The following is a 21,244-nucleotide window of genomic DNA, read 5'->3' as shown; positions in this document are numbered from 1 at the left end:
TCCGATCGTGGCGGTACCTGACCGAACGATTGTGGCTATCCTCCGCCGCGAAATGCACGGCCTAGCTCGGCGCCGAGACTGAATTTCTGGAGATCCCATAGGGGCCAGACGATCGCGCTTCCGCGATCGAGCGTCTTGTCGTGCGAAGAAAAAGGGTTCGGGAGGAGGCTCGGAGAGTGAAGATCGACAATGCCTCGAATGGCATCGCAATCGCGCGCTATATCGGTGCCGCTCGCTCGCGCGCCATACCGGCGGACGTCATCGAGGCGGCACGCATGTGCCTCGTCGATTGGGTAGCAGTATGCATGGGAGCTCGGTCTGAGGAGGCGGGCAGAAGCGTGCACGCGGTGGTCGACGGCTGGCGCATTCCCGGACGCTCCACCCTTCTCATCGGCGGTCAATCCGGTGCGACCGGTGCAGCGCTTTGCAACGGCACACTCGCGCATTGCCTTGATTTTGACGACACTTACGTCAAGGCGAACACGCACACCAGTGCACCGTTGTGGGCGGCTACTCTGGCACTCGGCCAGGAAGTTGGTGCTTCCGAAGAGGAAATGCTGACCGCCTTCATCACCGGTTTCGAGGTGGCGGCGCGCGTTGGATACGGACTTGGCGAAACGGTAACGGCCCGGGGCTTTCACGCGACAGGTGTCTTTGGCCGCCTCGGCGCTGCAGCAGCTTGCGCAGTGCTCTTGCGACTGGACGAGGGTGCGGCCCAGCACGCGCTTGGCGTTGCCGCGACGCAGGCGAGCGGTCTCGTCGGCTCGTTCGGGACGATGTCGAAGCCCTTCCATGCGGGCAAGGCCGCGATGGATGGTGTGCTATCGGCCCAACTCGCGGCTGCTGGTTTCAAGGCGGCAACCGAGCTTCTCAATCCGGGTGGGGCCCTCGCAACAGCGATTATTCAGGATCGCGCGGCGACGATCGCCGTCGCGGATTTCACTGAATGGGAGATCCTGAATAACAGCTTCAAGCCCTATGCCGCCTGCCACCTGACGCATCCGGCGATCGATGCGGCGCGATCACTGGCGCTGACCTCCGACGAGGTCGGCCGTGTATCCAAGGTGCGCGCGGACATCGGCGCCCTGGCCCATCAGATCACGGGTGCCAAGACGGGCACGCCGGCTTCATCGCTCGAGGGAAAATTCGACATCAAGTACTGCCTGGCATTGGCGCTTCATGGCCGTCCGCTCTCCGCGGCGGACTTCGCCGAGCCTTTCCGCCCGGAGCCTCGGATCCTGGAGACGGCGCAGAAGGTCGATGCCATCAACAGCGCGTCGCATGGATACTCGTCAGCGGCGGTCACAGTCGGCTTCAAGAGTGGCGAGGAACGCCGCGCAGAGATCGCCATCGCGAAGGGGCATCCCGGCAATCCCATGACGTGGGACGACATGCGGGCGAAGCTCGCGGGGCTGGTTGGCGCGGGCGGCGAGGCCGACGCTCTCTTCGAAGATCTGAGACAGTTCGGTTCGGGCAGCCAGAAGGGCCTCCGCGCCATTGAGCGCCTCTCTGGCGAAAGCAGTCCGGCCGGGCGATCCCCGTCTGCAAAGTCGCACTGACGCACACGCGTCGTTCCCTAGAAGGCACGGCTGGCTTTTCGAAGCGGGCTGCGAAAACAGCAAGGAGGAAATGTCTATGTTCAGGAAGATTCATTCCGCTCTCGCGGCAGCAGCGCTGCTCGCGTTCACGGGCGGCGCGCAAGCGGCCGACTGGAAGCCCGAGAAGCCGATAAAGCTCATCATCCCGTTTGCGCCGGGTGGTGCTACGGATGTTGTCTCCCGCATTCTGGCGGCGAAGGTCACCGAGACCATCGGGCAGCCGGTTGTCGTTGAGAATCGCGCGGGCGGTGGCGGCCTCATCGGCCTCAGCGCCGTGCGAGAGGCACGTCCTGACGGCTATACGGTGCTCGTCACGACGATCGGCTTTGGCGCCAATCCGGCCCTCTATCGGCACAAGAAGATTCCGTACGATCCTCTCAAGGACTTCACCCTGATCACGCGTACGGCGGATATCCCGACAGTGCTGGTCGTGCCGCCTTCTCTCGGCATTAACACGCTGCAGGAGTTCATTGACCGCGCTAAAGCCAATCCAGGCACGCTCTCCCTCGGCTCAGCGGGCTACGGCACTGTCAACCATCTCGCCGGCGAACTCTTCAAGGCGGAAACAGGCATTCAGACCATCCATGTCCCGTATCGTTCGGGTGGTCTCTCTACGGCGGCTGTCGTTTCTGGCGAGATTTCCGGATTGTTCGCGACGACGCCTTCTGCGCTTGGGCACATCAAGAACAAGGCGATGGTCCCGCTGGCCATGGGCAGCAGTAAAAAGATCGATGCGCTCCCCGACGTCGAGCCGACTGCGAAGCTCGTTCCGGGCTTCGACGTCCCCGACTGGCAGGGCTTGATCGGTCCCGCGGGCCTGCCGAAGAATATCGTCGACACGCTCAACGCGCAGTTCGCCGCGGCACTCAAGGACCCGGATGTCGTCAAGCGACTTTCGGATCTTGGCGCGGTGCCGGCTGCCTCCACGCCGGAGGAGTTCGTGGCCTTCGTCACCTCTGAGGTCAAGAAGTGGAACGGCGTCGCCGACCGCACTGGCATGAAGGCCGAGAACTGAGCTGTAGCCAGGAGTACGCTGCCACCTCGGGTGAAAATTCTTCCTCCGAGGTGGCGTGGCCTGGATTTCACGTCGTTTGACGTAACGACGTAACGCGAAGCTGAGCGAACGTGAGAGGAGCAGGATGATGTCTCTCATCCGCAGTCCCAAGGATTTCTGGAGCGGGGTCATCTATCTGGCTGCCGCGCTGTTCGGGCTGATCGTCGGAAGTGATTACCCGATGGGCCGGGCTGGTCAGATGGGGCCCGGTTACTTTCCGATCATTCTGTCTTCGTTGCTGCTGGTTTTCGGCATCGCGACGTTGGCGCGCGCATTCATCGTTCCAGGCGAGCAGGTCACCAAATTCGCGCTCAAGCCGGCGCTGCTGATCGTCGGCTCGGTCGTGCTCTTCGGCCTGCTCGTCGAGCGGGCCGGCTTCATCATCGCGATGTTTGCCTCCATCCTGATGAGTGCCAGCGCGAGCCGCGAGTTCCGCTTCGAATGGTCCGCTGCTCTCGGACTCATCGCCTTCATCGCTGCCGGCGCGCTTTTGTTCGTAAAGGCGCTGGGGGTGCCGATGCCCCTCGTCGGAAGCTGGTTCAACGCCGGCTAAGCCAACTCAATAAGAAAGGCGTCCGCGTGGACCTCCTAGGCAACCTGTGGATCGGTCTCGAGACCGCTCTCACGCCGATCAACCTTCTCTACTGCCTCGTCGGTGTCTTCTTCGGCACGGCCGTCGGCGTGCTGCCCGGTCTCGGCCCTGTTGCGACGATCGCAATGCTGCTGCCGATCACGTTCGGACTGCCGCCGGAGTCGGCGCTGATCATGCTGGCCGGCATCTACTACGGTGCGCAGTACGGCGGCTCGACGACCGCGATCCTTGTCAATCTCCCCGGCGAGTCCTCGTCCGTCGTGACGGCGTTGGACGGCTATCAAATGGCGCGCCAGGGCAAGGCAGGTCGCGCCCTCGCCACGGCGGCGATCGGCTCGTTCATCGCCGGCACGATCGCGACGTTCGTCATCATCTTCTTCGCGCCGCCGCTTGCCAGCATCGCGCTGAAGTTCGGACCGGCCGAGTATTTCTCCCTGATGGTGCTCGGCCTCATTGCCTCCATCGTCCTGGCGCGCGGATCGCTTCTGCACGCGCTGGCGATGATCGTTCTCGGCCTGTTTCTCGGGCTGGTCGGCACAGACATCACGTCTGGCAGCGAACGCTACACCTTCGACCTGCCGAAGCTTGCCGATGGAATCGACTTCGTCATCGTGGCCATGGGGATCTTCGGCATCGGCGAGATCGTGGCCAATCTCGAGAACGAATCGAAGCGAGAGCTGCTGGCTAAGCGCGTCACGGGTCTGATGCCCACGCGCGAGGATTGGCGCCGCATCATCGGGCCGATCTTCAGAGGCACTGTGCTCGGCTCAATCCTCGGGATCCTACCGGGCGGTGGCGCCATGCTTGCCTCATTCGGCGCCTACTCGCTCGAGAAGAAGGTGTCGCCAAATTCGGCGGAGTTCGGCAAGGGGGCCATTGAGGGAGTAGCGGCGCCGGAGTCCGCCAACAACGCGGGCGCGCAGACATCGTTCATTCCGATGCTGACCCTGGGCGTGCCATCGAACCCCGTGATGGCCCTCATGATCGGCGCGATGATCATCCAGGGCATTCAGCCTGGGCCGTCGGTCATGACGGAGCAGCCGAAGCTGTTTTGGGGGCTCATCGTTTCGATGTGGGTCGGCAACCTGATGTTGCTGGCACTGAACCTCCCGCTCATCGGCTTGTGGGTCCGGATGATCTCCATCCCCTACCATCTCCTGTATCCGATGATCGTCGCCTTCTGCTCGATCGGCGTCTTCTCGCTGAGCAATTCGACCTTCGACGTGTACCTGATGGCGATCTTCGGGCTGCTTGGCTATGTGTTCCGGAAGATCGATGCAGAGCCCGCGCCGCTGCTCCTCGCGTTTGTCCTCGGACCGATGATGGAGGAGTTCCTGCGGCGCACACTCCTGCTCTCGCGCGGCGATGCGACGGTGTTCTTCACGCGGCCGATCAGCGCCACCATGCTGGCCGTCGCGGTCGTCCTGCTCCTGATCGTGCTTTTGCCTTCGATTAGACAAAAGCGCGAGGAGGCGTTCGAGGAGGAGGCGGGCTGATGGATACGCCTCAGAGCAACGCTGCGCTCGACGGAACTCTGGTTGTCGAGCTGGGCGATCGGATCGGCGTGTCCGTGTGCGGTTCGCTTCTGGCGCAGCTCGGTGCGACCGTGGTCTTCATCGAAGGTGCTGCGGCTGGCGGTCCGTCGACGAAGCGGGCCTGCCGGGAGCAGTTTGCGGCCGGCAAGCTGAGCTTGTGCCTCGATCGCAATTCGGCTGCTGACCAAGCGTTGCTGGAAAGCTTGCTCGAACGGGCGGACATCATTCTGGTTTCGCCCGATATCGACCGGATCACTGTGCCGCGCCCTGCCCGCGCTGTCGTCTGCGAAATCACGGCCTATGGCTCGACTGGTCCTGACGCCGGGCGCGCCGATGACGAACTGGCAATCCAGGCGCGCTCGGGGATCATCGATACGACCGGAAATGCGGGCAGCAAGCCGGTCAACATCTCCCTGCCGGTTGTCGAGTACCAGGCGGGCACGTATGCGGCCACTGCGGTGCTGGCGGCGCTGAGGTGCGCGCGCATTTCCGGGCAAGGCCAAACGGTCGAGATCGCGCTCTACGACTGCGCTTTTGCAGCCATGGCGACGTTCCTGCCCGGCCTTCTTGCTGGTACGAGCAGCGCCGTTAATCGGATTGGCAATCGCCATGCCATGATCTCGCCCTGGAATGTTTTCCGGGCGAGCGATGGCTGGCTGCTGATATGCGCGGGAAGTGATCAGCAGTGGCTGAGGCTGACGCAGATCATGGAGCGTGACGAACTCGGCGCTGATCCTCGCCTCGCACGCGTCGCCGATCGCGTGCGCCATTCCGCCGAAGTCGATTCTGCGGTTCAGGCCTGGGCTGCCGAGAACACCGTCGATCAATGCATAGAGGCACTGAGCAAGGCTCAGGTTGCTTGCGGGCCGGTGGTCCAGATCGGGCAGCATCCGACCGAGCCGAACCTCGACGAGCGTCGCATGATCGTCTCCCTGACCGACCGCGCGACGGAGAAGACGCTGTTCGTTCCTGGATCGCCGCTCAGCATGAGCAGAAGCCCTGGGAAGGCTCCGAAAAGCATCCCCAGACCGGATGAAGATCGAAGCGCGATCGAGCGGATCCTCTCCTCGGCTACTGCGCCTGCGCAGAACAGCCAGACCGTGCCGACGCGCCCGCTCGCCGGGGTGCGAGTGATCGAGATTGGTCACTACACGACGGTGCCGCTCTGCACGAAGCACCTCGCCGCACTGGGCGCCGAGGTGATCAAGGTCGAGCCGCCCGAAGGCGAGGCGACGCGTGAATGGCCGCCGGTTCAGGGCCGGCAGGGCTACTTCTTCACGTACATGAACTCGGACAAGAAGAGCATCGTCCTCGATCTTCGCACGGATGAAGGCGCGAGTGCACTCTGGCGCTTGATTGAAGACGCCGACGTGCTGATCGAGAACCTCAAACCGGGCGCGTTGGCCAAGCGGGGTTTCTCGTACGAGAAGATGAGCGAGCGCAATCCGCGCCTCATCTACGCGGGGGTGTCGGGGTTCGGCGTTCGCTCCCTATATCCTGGCAGGCCGGCCTTCGACACGGTGATCCAGGCGATGTCCGGCATCATGGATGTCGTCCGCTCTGACGGTGTGCCCATGAAGACGGGCATCTCGATTGCGGATCTCATGGGCGCAATTCTTGCCTGCGTCTCTGTTGTGGGAGCGATCCTTCATCGCGATCGCAGCGGGCTTGGACAATCGATCGATCTTTCCATGCAGGATATCGCTGCATGGATGACGCAGACGGCATGGAACGGACGGGGCGCTGCAAGGCGGCAACCTTCTGTTGTTCGCTGCGCCGACGGCCACATCGTTGTCGATGGTAAAGCACCAAGTGACGACGTCGCCGGAAGCATGACGAGAGCGGCGGCCGTCAGCTATCTGCAGTCACGCGGAGTCGCGGCTTCGGCTGTTCTGACGACGCCGGAGATGCTGAGCCTTCCTCAGACGGCAGCTCGTCGCCTTTGGTTCACGGCTCCGGGTGATGAGCACGCGTGGCCGCTCCTGAGCTGTCCCATGCGCCTTTCTCAGACGCCCGCTTGCGTGGAACGTCCCATGCCGTCTCTCGGCCGGGACAATGCCGACGTTCTCGCCTCGCCCGGACATCATCACCAACCAGAGTAGTATGCCGCCATGTCTCCACTCCTCTTTTCGCCGTTTCGGCTTCGTGGGCTCGAGCTCCCCAATCGAATAGTCGTCTCGCCAATGGCGCAGTATTCGGCCGACGAAGGCCTCGCCACCGAGTGGCATCGGACGCATCTCGGTCACTTGTCGCTCTCGGGGGCCGGCCTTCTCATCATCGAGGCCACGAGCGTCACGCGGGGCGCGCGGCTCAGTCCGGGTGATCTTGGTCTATGGTCGGAGGCGCATGCGGAACGGCTTGCGCCCATTCTCGAGTTCTGCCGAAAGCATGGCAGCGCTCGGCTGGGTATCCAGCTACAACACGCCGGCCGCAAGGGCTCTGTCACCGTAGCCTGGGAGCACCAGCGCGAGATCCCTCTCGACGCGGGCGGATGGGAGATCAGAGGGCCAGATGCGATCGCATATCCGGGCCGTACCACCCCCGAGCCGTTTACGGTCGAGGAGATCGCGGAGCTTGTCGCGGAGTTCGCGAGAGCAGCACGCCGCGCCGACGCGCTGGGCCTCGATGTGGTCGAGATCCATGCCGCGCACGGTTATCTGCTGCACAATTTCTTGTCGCCGCTGAGCAACCAGCGGAAGGACAAGTACGGCGGTTCGCTCGAGAACCGAATGCGCTTCGTATTGGAAGTGTACGACGCCGTACGCTCGGTCTTCCCACAGCACAAGCCCATTGGCGTGCGCATCTCGGCGACCGACTGGACGCCTGGCGGCTGGGATATCGAGGACAGCGTCACACTGGCGACGGAGCTCAAGGCGCGCGGCTGCGACTACGTTACAGCGTCCAGCGGCGGTTGCGTTCCCGAGCAGAACATCCCCATCGGCCCAGGCTATCAGGTGCCGTTTGCCGAGCGCATCAGACGCGAAGTCGACATCGCGACGATGGCGGTGGGTCTCATCACTGAGCCGCGTCAGGCTGAAGCGATCATTGGCGAAGGCAAGGCCGACCTCGTCGCGCTCGGCCGCGGGATGCTCTACAATCCTCGCTGGCCCTGGCACGCGGCGGCAGAGTTCGGGGCCGAGGCTGCCTTCCCGGTTCAGTATCAGCGCGCTCATCCCTCCATGCGGAAGGGCAATTTCCTGCGGCCGGCACTGCCTGCCGAGGCAAAAACGGCCACGAGGCGAAAGAGCAGGTAGAAGCCCGACGCCAGTGCGTGATCACTGGGGCCGCTGGTTGATCGAGCTGCAGGGCATTCTCCGCGCGTCAGTACATAAAGGTGCCCCACGCCGCGTTACGGACCATCTCCGAGTAGAGCTTGATCTTGCTCTGTGAGAAGCGCGGCGCGGGGATGGCCAGCATGATCGAGCCGACGATGTGGTTGGATCCGGAGTAGACGGGGGCCGCAATCTCGGCGGCATCTGGCAGGGCTTCGTTGCGCGTGATCGCGACGCCCGAGGATTTCACCTTCTCGATTTCGCCGAGGAACTCGGCACGATTCAGTCGCCTGCCCGTCAGTGGTGAGGGCGCCGCGTGCTTCAGCGCCTCTGCCTGAACTTCAGCAGGAAGAAAGGCCAGAATCGCGAGACCAGCAGCCCCCCACACGAGCGGGAGATCCTCATAGAGCGGGACGCGAAATCGCAATGTGTGCGGGCTGTCGCATTTCGCGGCAAAGCACATGGCCTGCTTGCCGGACAAGTGCAGCGCAAAGAGCGACGTCTCTCCGGTTTCCTTTGTGAGCCGCTCGAGCGCGGGCTGAACCACGGTGGCCAGCGTGCTGTCCTGGCCGACGATGTTCGCCAGCCTGAAGAACTCCGGACCGACCCGATAGCGGCGGCGCTCGAAATCCTTGGCAACGAACCCTTCGCGTTGAAGAAGGTCAAGCAGCCGGTGCGATGTGCTCATCGGCAGGTTGAGCGATGCCGCGACGTCCTTCACGCCGATGGCGGAGTCTGCCTCGGCGATAACCTTCAGCACCGATAGTGCGCGTGCGACTGTCCCTACGGTATCGGTCGTCATGACTGTATTCCTCGCGAGAGGGACGGATCTCCGACTGCAGACGCTTTCTCGGCGGCCTGCCGCACCAGCTTCACGACTTTCGGTAATCGTTCCTTCTTCCATCGAAAGGCTGGAATGGTGACGACCACGGAGCCGATGACACGTCCGTACCGGTTGAAGACCGGGGCGCCGATGCCGACGCCCGCACCGGGAATGCGCTCGCCGCGCGACATGGCATATCCATTCTTGCGGATCAGCCGGAACTTGCGGCGCAGCGCGTCGGGATCGACGATCGTGAACTCCGTCAATCGCTCGAGCGGGAGCTGAAGCATCTTCTCGATCTCATCATCAGGCAGGAAGGCCGCGATGGGGGTTCCGCTCGCGCCTGCGTGGATGCCATCCCGGCTGCCGATCTCGAAAGCATAGCCAAGCGGCTGCGGCCCGTGCTCGACGATGGTCACGATCTTCGAGAACGTCTTGGGCTCGTAGATCGTGAAGGCGCAGGTCTCGGCGAGCTCGTTTGCCAATGTGACGATGATGGGCCTCACGCGCCCAATCGGCGAGCCGGACGCGAGCACCTGCGTGGCGAAGCGCACCGCCGCTGTTCCGATGCTGTACGTGCGCAGATGCGGGTCATACGCGACCATGTTGTCGTCGGTCATCTGCTGCAACAGGCGGTGGACTGTGCTGACGTTGAGCGATGTCGCCTTCGCAATCACGGAGACGCCGACGTTCTCTTTTTCCGCCAGCGTTCTCAGCACGGCCAAGGCCTTTGAAACCGGACTGTCGGTCATGGTCTCTCACGTTCAGCACAACATCGCCATGCTCGATCGGCGATCCAATTTCAGAATCATATTCCATTGAATGGAATACGATATTCGAGCTCCAGCGACATGGATCGATCGTTTGACAGATACGTCATAACTGATGATAGTATCAAATAAAAATATATTCCATTCAGTGGAATAGTGGTCGTGCGAGAAGTGTGCGTGCGCTGCTTCATGCGGCGGGCGGAGCATGTGGCGTTGCGCGGCGGAGAAGATGATCGAGGGCACGGACGGGAACTGGCGGGAGCTGCTCGACCGCACAAGGTGCACGTGCTGCCAAATATCCTTGGAGTAGAATCTTGAACGACACATCGCAGGCGCCGGAGCAGCCATTGCCGCTGCAGGGCTATCGTGTTCTGGACATGGCGACGATGGTCGCTGCGCCGTACTGCGCGAGCATTCTGGGAGAGTTTGGCGCCGAGGTGATCAAGCTCGAGATTCCGGGGATCGGAGATCCGTGGCGACGCTTCGGAACCATGACCGCGACCGGCTCGACTCTCAATTGGCTCAACGAAGCCCGAAACAAGAAGTCGATCACGCTCGATCTGCGCAAGCCCGAGGGCAATGCGCTCGTGAAACGTCTCATCGAGAAGTGCGACGTGGTGATCGAGAACTTCAGGCCGGGCACATTCGAGAAGTGGGGACTGGGCCCCGCCGTGCTCAAGAAGCTGAAGCCCGAGCTGATCTTCGTCCGCGTTTCTGCTTATGGCCAGGACGGTCCATATCGCGATCGCCCGGGCTATGCGCGCGTGGCGCACGGCTTCGGCGGATTGACCTATCTCGCGGGAGAGCCTGGCCGCCCGCCCGTTGTTCCCGGTTCCACATCACTGGCCGACTATATCACCGGTACCTATGCCGCGATCGGTGCGCTGATGGCGCTCATCGCGAGGAACCGGTATGGCATCGGACAGGCTGTCGATGTCGGGCTCTACGAGGGTATTTTCCGGATGCTCGACGAGACGGCGTCCGTCTATGCCAAGACGGGCGAGGTGCGTGAGCGCATGGGAGCCGACACAGTCAATGCCGTACCGCACAGCCACTACGAGACCAAAGACGGGCGATGGGTGGCGCTGGCCTGCTCGAGCGACAAGATGTTCGAGCGCCTTGCGGCTGTCATGGGGCAGCCTGAGCTCGTGAGGGCCGATCGTTTCGCGACCGTCGCGCAGAGGGAGGCGGGGCGCAGCGAGGTCAACCGCATTGTTGCCGATTGGATGCGGACGATGACGCTCGATGATCTTATGGCGTGCTGCATCGAGGGGGATGTGCCCATCGGCCCGATCAACAGCATCGCCGACATCTTCGCGGATGAGCACATCAAGGCTCGTGGGAACCTGGTCGAGATGCACGATCAGCGCGAAGGCAAAGTGGTCGTCCCCAACGTGCTGCCGCGCCTCTCGGAGACGCCCGGAACGATCCGGTCGCTCGGGCCGGATCTCGGACAGCACAACGACGAAATCTTCGGTGGCCTGCTCGAGCTTTCGGCCGACGAGCTTCGCCATCTGCGCGAGCAGAAGATCATCTGATCGGTGGCCTGCTCGCGAAACCGTTCCCGTCTAGAGAGGATTGAGAAATGAAGAACGCAAGCCTGCGGGTGCGCCGCTCGCTCGTGCCGACACCCGGAAACGTCGAAGCCATGGTGGAGAAGGCGCGGAGCTTCCCCGTCGACGTCCTCATGCTCGACCTGGAAGACGGCGTGCCGAATACCGACGAAGCGAAATCGCGCGCGCGAACGGTCCTGGAGAAGGCGCTGACATCATCCGCATTTGCCACGCGCGAGAGAGCCATCCGTATCAACGGGCCGCACAGCAAGTGGTTCATGGAGGACTTGGCGTACGTTGTCCGGCTGCCGATCGAGACGGTCGTTGTCCCCATGGTGCGGGATGCGCAGGACCTGATGGTCGTCGAGCGCGCGCTGACCAGCTTCGGTGCGCCGGACACTCTCGGCGTCGTACTGTTGATCGAGACGCCGGCGGCAGTTCTCAATCTGCACGAGATGGTCAAGGCCAGTCCGCGCACGAACGGGCTGATTTCAGGCGGCCTCGACTACGCCAGCGAGACGCACAGCCTATCCATCATTCCGGTCGGTGCGGCTTCGCGCCTGCCGCTGCATGACCAGGACCTGCTCTATATGCGCCAGCACGTGCTCGCCGTGGCGCGCGCCTATGGGCTCTCGGCGATCGACGCGCTGCGGCCGAAGCTGCTTTCCGACGTCGATGCCTTTCGTGCGGACGCCGAGGCGGCGCGCTGGCTCGGGTTTGATGGCGTGGACTTCTATCATCCATCCTTTATCGACATCGCGAACGACGTCTTCACGCCGTCGGAGGAGGAGCTCGTCTGGGCCGATCAGATTCTGGGTGCCAATGCTGCAGCAGATCCGACGCGGCCGGCATCACGCACCGTCGCGGGGAGGGCCGTACTGCCGCAGCACGTGGAGATCGCGCGGCGCCTGAAGGAGCTGTCGGCGGCACTTTAGGCGCGTCGTCGTAGGCGGCCCAAGCCGCGCGGCGATGATCACGTGCGGCGGTAACGGGCGATCTTCTCCTCGTCGACGGAAACGCCGAGCCCGGGCGCATCGCTGAGGCGGATCGCCCCGTCCGCCGCGACCGTCGAGGCCTGCACGATATCGTCGACGAAATAGTCGAGCGGGCTGCCGTACACGCCGCCCATTTCCACGTCGACATTGCGCATGGCGATCGCGAAGTGGTGGATGGCCGCTGCGCCGATGCCAAGCGGCAACATGCTCCCGAGCGTGCATCTGACGCCCGCGGTTTCGCATATGGCGTTGATTGTCGAGGCATGGAAGAGGCCGGATTTCGGGATCTTGATGCAGATCAGGTCAGCCGCACCGCACGAGAGCAGGCGCATGACGTCCTGTGGCGTGTAGGCGCCCTGGTCGGCGCAGATCGGCGTATCCAAGGCATCGGCGAGACGGCGCATGCCGTCGATGTCCCACCTCGGCACAGGCTGCTCGATGTAGACGAGATCCAGCGCTTCCATCGCGCGGAGCACTCTGAGCTCGGTTCCCGCGGCATATCCTTCGTTGCAGTCGATGCGCAGGCGGGCGCCGGGTCCCACTGCCTTTCGGATTGCCGCAACACGCTGGAGATCGACAGCGGGGTCCTTGCCGATCTTGATCTCGAAGGCTGACACCCCGCGGCCGGCCGCCTCCTTGGCCATGGTCGCCATCGCCTCGGGGGTGTCGATCCATATATCGGCTTCAATGACATTGATCGCGTCGCGGCAGCGCCCGCCGAGAAGCTGGTAGACGGGCACGCCGAGCGCCTTGCCGACGAGATCGTGAAGGGCGATGTCCACGCCGGCCTTGGCGCACTGATTTCCGGGAATGGCTGTGTGGATCAGCGCGAGGCATTCCTGCGTGCGACGCGGGTCGCAGCCGGCGAGGCGCGGCGCGATGCGTTTGTTCACGACCTCGACGATGGAGCCGGGCGTATCGGCGTCTGTCGAGGCAATGGGGGAGGCTTCGCCGAGGCCGATGAGGCCGGCATCCGTGTGGATGCGGATGAGAACGTGAAAGCCGGTGCTGGCGGAACCGCTGGCGATCACCGCCGGTCGCAGTAGCGGCACGGTCAAGGCGATCGTCTCTATTTTTGTAATCTTCATGCTGTTTCCCCCTGGGCCTTGCCGTGATCTCTTCGCCGGAGCGCAAGCACGACCTTTATCGCTTTGATGCTTCGAGGCCAATATGTCGGAGAATGGCGGCGGCCGACTTCAATGCAATCGAGCTGTGCACTTCGAAACGCCGATGCGGCGCACGCCGGGCTTGGCGTGCGCCTGACTAGCAGGTGCGTTTCTGGAGATGGATGCGCTCGCGGCTCGTTTCAGAGCAGGTCCAGAGCGCTCGACGTCAGCTCCGGGAGCTGACGTCCATCGCGGCCGATAGGCTCACTATCGGGCAGGCTGACAACTGCCGAAGCTCAGGCTGCGGCTGTGGCTGGGCTCGTGGTGGCTCCGTCAAAGAGCCGATCCAAGATCTGCTCTTCCATGGCGCCGAGTTCGGGCCGATCCCGCCGGCGCGGGCGCGGCACGTCCACACGCAGGTCCAGTGCAATGGTCCCGCGATCGATCAGAACGACGCGGTCGGCGAGTGCCAGCGCTTCGCTCACGTCGTGCGTCACGAGCACGGCCGTGAAGCCCTGATGCTGCCAGATGCGCTCCAGCAAGCGCTGCATTTCGATACGCGTCAGAGCATCCAGTGCGCCGAGCGGTTCATCGAGCAACAGGAGCTCCGGCCGGCTGGCCAGGGCACGCGCGAGCGCGACGCGCTGCCGCTGCCCGCCCGAAAGAACGCCAGGCCACTCCTCCGCGCGATCGGCAAGACCGACCTCGCCCAGTAACGCCAGCGCACGCGCCCGACGCGCCGCAGGCGCTTCCGCCTCCGACACGCCCACTTCGACATTCTCGACCACGCGCGCCCAAGGGAGCAGTCGCGGCTCCTGGAACATGATGCGCGCGCTGCCTGATGCCTCACCCGTGCCGAGCGCAATGCGGCCGCGGGTCGGCCGATCCAGTCCGGCAAGAAGGCGCAACAGCGTGCTCTTGCCGCAGCCGCTTCGGCCGATTATCGCGACGAACTCGCCGGCGGCTACCTGCAGGTCCACACCGCGCAACACCGTATTGGCACCGAAGTCGCGGCCGACGCCGGTCAGGCGCAAAGCCGCGCCGCGGCGTGATTGCTGATTTTCGCTCATGGGCTGCTTCCTCAGCTATTGCGGAACGAGGGATGCCACTGAAGACAGCGACGCTCGAGCGCGCGCGCCACGCTGTCGGCAAGCTTGCCGAGCAAGGCATAGATGATGATGGCCAGCACGACGATATCGACGAGCAGGAACTCGCGCGCCTGCATGGCCATGTAGCCCAGGCCGGACGAGGCCGCGATGGTCTCCGCCACGATCAGCGTCAGCCACATGATGCCGAGGCCATATCGCACGCCGACGAAGATCGACGGCAGCGCACCGGGCAGCAGCACGCGGCGGAACAGGGCGGTGTTCGACATGCCGTAGGCACGCCCCATCTCGATGAGCTGTGGATCAACCGTAAGGATGCCGAGCAGCGTGTTGACGTAGATCGGGAAGAATACGCCGAGCGCCACCAGAAACAGCTTCGCGCCTTCATCGATGCCGAACCAGATGATTACCAGCGGCACCAGCGCGAGGTGCGGTACGTTACGGATCATCTGTAGTGTCGTGTCGGTGAGCGTACGGCTTGCTGCCGACAGGCCATTGGCCAGGCCGAGGCCGAAGCCGATCAGGCCACCAACCGCGAAGCCGGCCAGCGCTCGCGCACCGCTGACGCCGATGTGCGTAAGGAGCTCGCCTTTCAGCAGCAGCGTCCAGGCCGCAAGCAACACCGCACTCGGCGCAGGCAGGATGGTTTCGGTCAGCAAATCCAGGCGCGCCGCTGCCTCCCAAACTGCGAGCAGACCGAAGGGCAGCAGCCAGCCCGCACCTGCGTCGGCAAGCCAGCGGCGCGAACCCTTCAGCCAAGCGGGCACCTCCCGCCGAGGCGCGGCTTCGTCTCGCCGCGCCTCGACTGGCAGAACACTGGTTGTGGTCGTGGTCATTGCGTCGGCGCCTTCCACACGATCTCGCTGGGATCAACCTTCTTCGGCACGATGCCAAGTCCGTGGAAGGTCGCTGCCAGATCCTGCTGCGACCTGATGTGCACGTCCGTCAATGGGCCCCAGGCATACTCTGCGCGCTCGAAAGCGGCCCGGATCGGCTCCAACTCCACACCGGTTTCCTTCGCGTAGAACTCCGCGAATTCTTTGCGGTTGTTGCCGGCCCAGGCGACCAGCTTGCCCAGCTCCTCCAAGGCTGCGGTCAGTACAGCGGGGTAGCTCTCGGCAAATCCGCGATTGGCGAGCCAGTAGGAATGGCTCTTGAGGTGATCGGCCTTGGTGTCGATCAGGACGCGCGCGTTGTACTTCTGTTCGGCGATCGCGAAGTAGGGATCCCAGACCGTCCAGGCATCGACACGACCGCCGTTGAAGGCTGCCGTCGCATCAGCAGGCGCGAGATAGACCTCGGTGATGTCCTTGGGCGTCAGGCCTGCATGGGCGAGGGCACGCACCGTCACGTTGTGAGAGCTCGACCCCTTGCCGAATGCGACGCGCTTGCCCTTGAGATCGGCGACGGTCTTGATGGGCGAGTCCTTCGGCACCAGGATCGCGTTCTGCCCCGCCGGAGTCGTCGCCGCATAGACGAGCTTGGCCCCCGCGACCTGCGCGAAGATGGGCGGCGTGTCGCCAACCGCGCCGATGTCGACGGCACCGAGACCGAGGCCCTCTAGCAGGGGTGGCCCGAACTGGAACTCGACCCACTTCACGCTCTCGACACCGAACGACTTCAGGCGCTTTTCGAATACCTGATTGTGCTTGGCGAGCACGAGGATCGCCGTGCCCTTCTGCCAGCCGACCTTGAATTCCTTGGGTGCCTTCGGCGTCGAGGCGCCGGCGCGCCCGCTCAGTATCGCGGGGAAGCTTGCTGCACCGGCGACAGACGCGGCGGCTCCCAGGAATTGTCTGCGTGAGTGACTCGTCATTTCTTGCTCCACAGCCATAAGATGGATGACATGCGGCGAGGCTAGGCAGGACCTGACGCAAGCCAAACCAACAATTTTTGCGTTGCTTAGTGGAGGCCGGCGGACGCGCGCCGTTGCTCTTTTGCAGGCGATCGACTTTGGCGGGAACGCGCACTCGCGTGTCCTGGCCGGCGCAGAATCTGGCTGCTCGCGCAGCTCGGGATGAAGGAAAACCAATTGCATCCGGGCCGCGGAATTTCTGCGTGCCTCATCTGCCGAGCGCGTGCCGGATGCGCGTGAGATCAAGCTTCAATTGGACGCGCATGATGGAGCTACGAAGGCTCGGCTCCTTCACCAAGCCGATGCGATCTCTGCTTATTCCATTGGGGCATGATCATGCGCGATAATGTTCTAAGCGCAGGCCATATACGCGCGCAGTTGTAGGATATATTTCTATGAAAGGCCCTTTGATGGGCGCCTCGCTGGAATTTCCTCGCTGTGTCGGCGCACGTGTCAGCATCACTGTCCCAAGCAGACATCATCTCTCGCGAGCTGGCTGCGCTGACGCATCTCGAGGCGCGCATCGGCTTTATCGCGCGGGCCGTCGCGGGGAAAATTGCATTCTCGACGAGCCTCGGCGTTGAGGATCAGGTGATCCTCCATGCCATCGCGACGACCGGCGCGGCAATCGATGTCTTCACGCTCGACACGGGCCGGCACTTCCCCGAGACGCTCGACACCATAGAGAGCAGCGAGCGGCGCTACGCTCCGAGGATTCGCCTGATTGCGCCGAACGCTCGCGATCTCGAAAGTCTGGTTGCAAGAGACGGCATCAACGGCTTCCGCTCATCCATCGATGCGCGCAAGGCCTGCTGCGACGTGCGCAAGGTGCGACCATTGCAGCGCGCGCTTGCTGGCGCGAGAGGATGGGTGACCGGCCTCCGGCGCGGACAATCCGTCGGGCGCCACAGCATTCCGTTTGCCGAGATCGATACGGGCCTCGGCCTCCTCAAGCTCAACCCGCTCGCCGATTGGTCGCTGGAGCAGGTCGAGGCCTACATCGCCGCGAACGACATCCCGATCAATCCGCTGCACACGCGCGGCTATCCCTCCGTCGGGTGCCAGCCGTGTACGCGGCCCGTTCGGCCCGGCGAGGATGTGCGGGCGGGACGGTGGTGGTGGGAAAACGAAGATGGCAAGGAGTGCGGCCTGCACAACAGGCCGATCGCTGAAAGCTCATGAGCATGACAAAACCGATCAGCCGCCTCGACGTTCTCGAGGCCGAGAGCATTCATATCTTCCGCGAAGCCGCAGCGCAGTTCCGCAAGCCGGTGCTGCTCTATTCGATCGGCAAGGATTCCACGGTTCTCCTGCATCTGGCGCGCAAAGCCTTCTTTCCGCAGCGCATACCATTTCCGCTGCTTCACATCGACACGACGTGGAAGTTTCGCGACATGATCGCCTTCCGCGATCGTACGGCGCGCGACCTCGGCCTCGACTTGATCGTGCACGTCAATGAGGCGGGCCGCGCGCAGGGTATCAATCCGATCGACTACGCGCCGTCGCTGTATACTGACGTGATGAAGACCGAGGGGCTGCGCCAGGCGCTCGATCGCCATGGTTTCGATGCGGCGTTCGGTGGGGCGCGACGCGACGAGGAAGCAAGCCGCGCCAAGGAACGTGTCTTCTCCTTCCGCACGGCAGAGCATCGCTGGGATCCGCGCCACCAGCGCCCGGAGATGTGGAACCTGCTCAATGGCCGTCTCGGTACGGGCGAGAGCGCGCGGGTCTTTCCACTTTCGAATTGGACTGAGGGGGACGTGTGGCGCTACGTGCTGCGCGAGAAGCTCGATGTTGTGCCGCTCTATTTGGCCGCGATCCGTCCGACCATCGAGCGCAATGGGATGCTGCTCGTGCTCGATGATGATCGCATGCGGCTTGCAGAGGGCGAGAAGATCGTGCCGCGACGCGTTCGCTTTCGAACGCTTGGTTGCTGGCCGCTGACTGCGGCGATCGAATCCGAGGCTGCGGATCTTCTCTCTGTCGTCACCGAGACGCTCGCAGCGCGAACATCCGAGAGGCAAGGCCGCCTGATCGACCACGATCAAGCGGGCGCCATGGAAAAGAAAAAGCAGGAAGGCTATTTCTGATGGGGGCAGTTTTGGCGAAGGACGCGGACCACCCGGCGACGGGGGCGGCCGCCAAGGAGCTATTGTGCTCGTCCGCTGAAATCACGACAGGTGATGAGAACGCGCAAGCGATCGTTCACGTTCTCACCTGCGGTTCCGTGGATGATGGCAAATCGACGCTGATCGGCCGCCTGCTTTGGGACGTCGCTGATCTTCCCGAGGATACGCGCGCGTCGGTCGCCGAGACTTTGCTGCCGGATGGGCGGATCGACCTGAGCCGCCTCGTCGACGGCCTTGCGGCAGAGCGCGCGCAGGGCATCACCATCGACATTGCATGGCGCTACGTGGATGCCGGCGCGCGGCGCTATGTCATCATCGATAGTCCCGGCCACGAGCAGTACACACGGAACATGGCGACCGGCGCATCGCACGCCGATGTTGCCATCATGCTCGTCGATGCCCGCCATGGCGTGAAGCCGCAGACGCGCCGACATGCTGCGATCCTCGGTCTGCTCGGCGTGCGTCGCGTGATCCTTGCGGTCAACAAGATGGATCTCGTCGGTGGCAACGAAGCGAGGTTCCGAGAGATAGAGGCTGACTTCCGTTCGTTGACGGCGCGGTTCGCGTTCGAGGAAGCCGCGGCCATCCCGGTCGTTGCGACAACAGGCGACAATGTCGCGCGATCCTCCTCGACGATGACCTGGTACGAAGGCCCGACGTTGATCGAGCAGCTCAACCGGACGCCGCCGCGCGGCAGTGTCGAGGCAGCTTCCTTCCGGATGCCCGTGCAGCTCGTCGTGCGGCGTCCACCCGATTTCCGCGGACTCGCCGGAACGGTGACTTCGGGCTCGATTGCGGTGGGCCAGACGGTTATCGATACCACCAGCGGACGTCGTGCTGCCGTCCGCCGCATCGCGACGATGGATGGCGATCTCGAAGCCGCGCACTGCGGCCAGGCTGTCGTCCTCCAACTCGATGCGGATCTCGATATTGCGCGCGGTGCCATCCTGGCGACGCCCGACGATCCCGCCATTCGCACCAAGCGCCTCGACGCGCGGCTCGTCTGGATGTCGGAGACGCCGTTCGATCTTCAGCGCCGCCTATTCCTGCGCAGTGCGACGGACCTCGTTCCCGTTTCATCGGTTCGCGTGTCCGCGCGGCTCGATCTGGAGACACTCACCGAGATCGAGGCTTCCGACTGCGTGCACAATGACGTCGTTCTGGCTGCGATCACGCTGCGGCGCCCGGTCGCTCTCGATCGCTTCGCCGATCACAAGGGGACTGGCGCGCTCGTCCTCGTGGACGCGCTCACGGGAGCGACGGTCGCCGGCGGCACGGCCGTCGCACTGCACGAGGCTGCTGGCCAGGAGGAGGTCGGCTTTCGCCTGACGACGGCAATGCTCGCCGAAGGTGTCTGTGCCGGCGTGGAGCCGACGTCGGCGGAGTTTCGCCGCCGCGCGATCGCGTTGCTGAAAGTCCTCAAGGCTGCCGGCGTGGATGCGGCACTCGAGGCGAACGACGAAGAGATGAACGGGGCCTACTTGCAGCCGAGCGCGCACCCCGGATGAACCCACAACTTCGCTCTTCGGCATAAGCAACGAAGATATTCGACGTTCCGCAACGCGAACGAGAGGCGCAAGCTCCGACACGTGCAGACGGATCGCTGAGTGCTGCACAGATGGCACGTGACGGAGAGAGAGACATGACTTCGTCGACGCCGGCACAGCGCGCAAACATTCTCTGGTTTCTGCCAACACATGGTGATGGCCGCTATCTCGGCACACCAATTGGCGGTCGCGCCTCGAGTCCGGCTTATTTGCGCCAGATCGCACAAGCGGCTGATGAGCTCGGCTACTTCGGGGTGCTGCTTCCGACCGGGCGGAGTTGCGAGGACTCGTGGATCGTGGCGTCCTCGCTCGCGCACCTGACTGAGCAATTGCGATTTCTCGTTGCTGTTCGACCTGGGCTGCAGTCACCGACCGTCGCCGCACGCATGACGGCGACGCTTGACCGCACACTGCAGGGTCGCCTGCTCATCAATGTGGTCACGGGTGGCGATCCCGTGGAGAACAAGGGCGATGGCGTCTTCCTCCCACATGACGAGCGCTATGCCGTCACGCACGAGTTCCTGACTGTCTACAAGCAGCTCCTCAGCGGCGAGACTGTCAATTTCACCGGCCGGCATATTCGCATGGAGGACGGGCGCCTTCTCTTTCCGCCGGTGCAGAGCCCTCATCCGCCTCTCTACTTCGGTGGCTCCTCCGACGCCGGCATCGCCGTCGCTGCCGAAACTGTCGACAAGTATCTGACCTGGGGCGAGCCTCCCGCACAGGTCGCGGAGAAGATCGAGCGCGCTGCGATCGTGGCTGCGGCTCGTGGGCGGCGCTTCACGTTCGGCATTCGACTGCACGTCATCGTGCGCGAGACGAGCGAGGCCGCGTGGCGCGCGGCCGATGAGCTTATTCAGCACCTCGACGACAAGACGATCGCGGCGGCACAGGAGACCTTCCAGCGCATGGACTCCGTTGGCCAGCAGCGGATGCGCGCACTGCATGGTGGAAAGCGTGACAAGCTCGTCGTGAGCCCAAATCTGTGGGCGGGTGTGGGGCTCGTGCGGGGAGGTGCCGGCACCGCGCTTGTCGGCAATCCGCAGGAGGTTGCCGACCGCATCAAGGAGTACATGGCTCTCGGCATCGATACCTTCATACTGTCGGGCTACCCGCATCTTGAGGAGGCCTATCGCTTCGCCGAGCTGGTCTTCCCGCTCGTGCCGCGCGAAGGCGTCGAGCTGTCGGTCGATCGCCTGGGCCGCGCCGGACCGATCGGCGAGATCGTTGCAAACGATCGCGCACCCGCAGCAGTCGGCGGAAGCCAACAGGCTGCCAGTTGACGGGTTCGATATCGACTATCCCGGCA

Annotated in this window: 18 protein-coding genes; 12 read left to right on the top strand and 6 right to left on the bottom strand. The window is 63.6% G+C overall.

The annotated features are described in order from the left end of the window. Nucleotides 1-176: 176 nt before the first annotated feature. The 6 genes from CS1BSM3_RS26695 (at nt 177) to CS1BSM3_RS26670 (ending at nt 8,033) form a co-directional block, all read left to right on the top strand. On the top strand, nt 177-1,559 hold the full coding sequence (locus tag CS1BSM3_RS26695; protein ID WP_072393275.1) for an MmgE/PrpD family protein: 1,383 nt from the start codon (nt 177-179) through the stop codon (nt 1,557-1,559). 76 nt (nt 1,560-1,635) lie between these two features. Continuing rightward, complete coding sequence (locus CS1BSM3_RS26690; protein ID WP_174263796.1) at nt 1,636-2,613, top strand: Bug family tripartite tricarboxylate transporter substrate binding protein; 978 nt, start codon at nt 1,636-1,638, stop codon at nt 2,611-2,613. A gap of 124 nt (nt 2,614-2,737) precedes the next feature. Then, complete coding sequence (locus tag CS1BSM3_RS26685) at nt 2,738-3,205, top strand: tripartite tricarboxylate transporter TctB family protein (protein ID WP_072393267.1); 468 nt, start codon at nt 2,738-2,740, stop codon at nt 3,203-3,205. A 26-nt stretch (nt 3,206-3,231) separates the two neighbouring features. Further along, a complete protein-coding gene (locus CS1BSM3_RS26680) occupies nt 3,232-4,740 on the top strand; it encodes a tripartite tricarboxylate transporter permease (protein ID WP_072393264.1) in 1,509 nt (502 codons plus the stop codon). Further along, nucleotides 4,740-6,881, top strand: coding sequence for a CaiB/BaiF CoA transferase family protein (locus tag CS1BSM3_RS26675; RefSeq protein WP_072393261.1), 2,142 nt, complete (start codon nt 4,740-4,742; stop codon nt 6,879-6,881). Before CS1BSM3_RS26680 ends, CS1BSM3_RS26675 begins: the two co-directional genes overlap by 1 nt. 9 nt (nt 6,882-6,890) lie before the next feature. After that, a complete protein-coding gene (locus CS1BSM3_RS26670) occupies nt 6,891-8,033 on the top strand; it encodes an NADH:flavin oxidoreductase/NADH oxidase (RefSeq protein WP_072393258.1) in 1,143 nt (380 codons plus the stop codon). 67 nt (nt 8,034-8,100) lie between these two features. Here the strand turns inward: CS1BSM3_RS26670 and CS1BSM3_RS26665 are convergent, their stop codons facing one another. Beyond that, nucleotides 8,101-8,853 carry an IclR family transcriptional regulator gene (locus tag CS1BSM3_RS26665; RefSeq protein ID WP_072393255.1) on the bottom strand — a complete coding sequence of 251 codons (753 nt, stop codon included), beginning with the start codon at nt 8,851-8,853 and terminating at the stop codon, nt 8,101-8,103. Beyond that, nucleotides 8,850-9,626: an IclR family transcriptional regulator gene (locus tag CS1BSM3_RS26660; protein WP_072393253.1), complete on the bottom strand. Its 777-nt coding sequence runs from the start codon at nt 9,624-9,626 to the stop codon at nt 8,850-8,852. The genes CS1BSM3_RS26665 and CS1BSM3_RS26660 overlap by 4 nt, the downstream gene beginning before the upstream one ends. A gap of 332 nt (nt 9,627-9,958) precedes the next feature. Between CS1BSM3_RS26660 and CS1BSM3_RS26655 the strand changes: the two genes are divergently transcribed. Further along, the gene (locus tag CS1BSM3_RS26655) at nt 9,959-11,182 is read left to right on the top strand and encodes a CaiB/BaiF CoA transferase family protein (RefSeq protein ID WP_072393250.1); all 1,224 of its coding nucleotides are present in this window, start codon (nt 9,959-9,961) and stop codon (nt 11,180-11,182) included. A gap of 47 nt (nt 11,183-11,229) precedes the next feature. After that, on the top strand, nt 11,230-12,132 hold the full coding sequence (locus tag CS1BSM3_RS26650) for an HpcH/HpaI aldolase/citrate lyase family protein (protein ID WP_072393247.1): 903 nt from the start codon (nt 11,230-11,232) through the stop codon (nt 12,130-12,132). Between the two features lie 38 nt (nt 12,133-12,170). Here the strand turns inward: CS1BSM3_RS26650 and CS1BSM3_RS26645 are convergent, their stop codons facing one another. The 4 genes from CS1BSM3_RS26645 to CS1BSM3_RS26630 all read right to left on the bottom strand — a co-directional run bounded on the left by CS1BSM3_RS26645 (nt 12,171) and on the right by CS1BSM3_RS26630 (nt 16,220). Then, nucleotides 12,171-13,280, bottom strand: a complete 1,110-nt coding sequence (locus CS1BSM3_RS26645) for a mandelate racemase/muconate lactonizing enzyme family protein (RefSeq protein ID WP_072393244.1) — start codon at nt 13,278-13,280, stop codon at nt 12,171-12,173. A 314-nt stretch (nt 13,281-13,594) separates the two neighbouring features. After that, complete coding sequence (locus CS1BSM3_RS26640) at nt 13,595-14,368, bottom strand: ATP-binding cassette domain-containing protein (RefSeq protein WP_072393241.1); 774 nt, start codon at nt 14,366-14,368, stop codon at nt 13,595-13,597. Nucleotides 14,369-14,379: 11 nt separating this feature from the next. Continuing rightward, nucleotides 14,380-15,240, bottom strand: coding sequence for an ABC transporter permease subunit (locus CS1BSM3_RS26635; protein WP_083528926.1), 861 nt, complete (start codon nt 15,238-15,240; stop codon nt 14,380-14,382). Beyond that, entirely contained in the window at nt 15,237-16,220 is a 984-nt protein-coding gene (locus tag CS1BSM3_RS26630; RefSeq protein WP_072393238.1) for an aliphatic sulfonate ABC transporter substrate-binding protein, read from the bottom strand. Before CS1BSM3_RS26630 ends, CS1BSM3_RS26635 begins: the two co-directional genes overlap by 4 nt. 489 nt (nt 16,221-16,709) lie before the next feature. Between CS1BSM3_RS26630 and CS1BSM3_RS26625 the strand changes: the two genes are divergently transcribed. From CS1BSM3_RS26625 to ssuD, 4 genes are all read left to right on the top strand, one after another. Then, the gene (locus tag CS1BSM3_RS26625; protein ID WP_072394657.1) at nt 16,710-17,441 is read left to right on the top strand and encodes a phosphoadenylyl-sulfate reductase; all 732 of its coding nucleotides are present in this window, start codon (nt 16,710-16,712) and stop codon (nt 17,439-17,441) included. A 2-nt stretch (nt 17,442-17,443) separates the two neighbouring features. After that, complete coding sequence (cysD, locus tag CS1BSM3_RS26620) at nt 17,444-18,349, top strand: sulfate adenylyltransferase subunit CysD (RefSeq protein ID WP_072394654.1); 906 nt, start codon at nt 17,444-17,446, stop codon at nt 18,347-18,349. Beyond that, nucleotides 18,349-19,896 carry a sulfate adenylyltransferase subunit 1 gene (locus CS1BSM3_RS26615; protein ID WP_072393235.1) on the top strand — a complete coding sequence of 516 codons (1,548 nt, stop codon included), beginning with the start codon at nt 18,349-18,351 and terminating at the stop codon, nt 19,894-19,896. The genes cysD and CS1BSM3_RS26615 overlap by 1 nt, the downstream gene beginning before the upstream one ends. A 134-nt stretch (nt 19,897-20,030) precedes the next feature. Continuing rightward, nucleotides 20,031-21,218 (top strand): FMNH2-dependent alkanesulfonate monooxygenase, encoded by a 1,188-nt coding sequence (ssuD, locus tag CS1BSM3_RS26610; protein ID WP_072393232.1) that lies wholly within the window; start codon nt 20,031-20,033, stop codon nt 21,216-21,218. Nucleotides 21,219-21,244: the final 26 nt, after the last annotated feature.

Source organism: Hyphomicrobium sp. CS1BSMeth3, assembly GCF_900117415.1.
In the GTDB taxonomy this organism is placed as follows: domain Bacteria; phylum Pseudomonadota; class Alphaproteobacteria; order Rhizobiales; family Hyphomicrobiaceae.
Note: the sequence above shows the minus strand (reverse complement) of the source record. Positions and strands in the feature narration are given on the sequence as shown.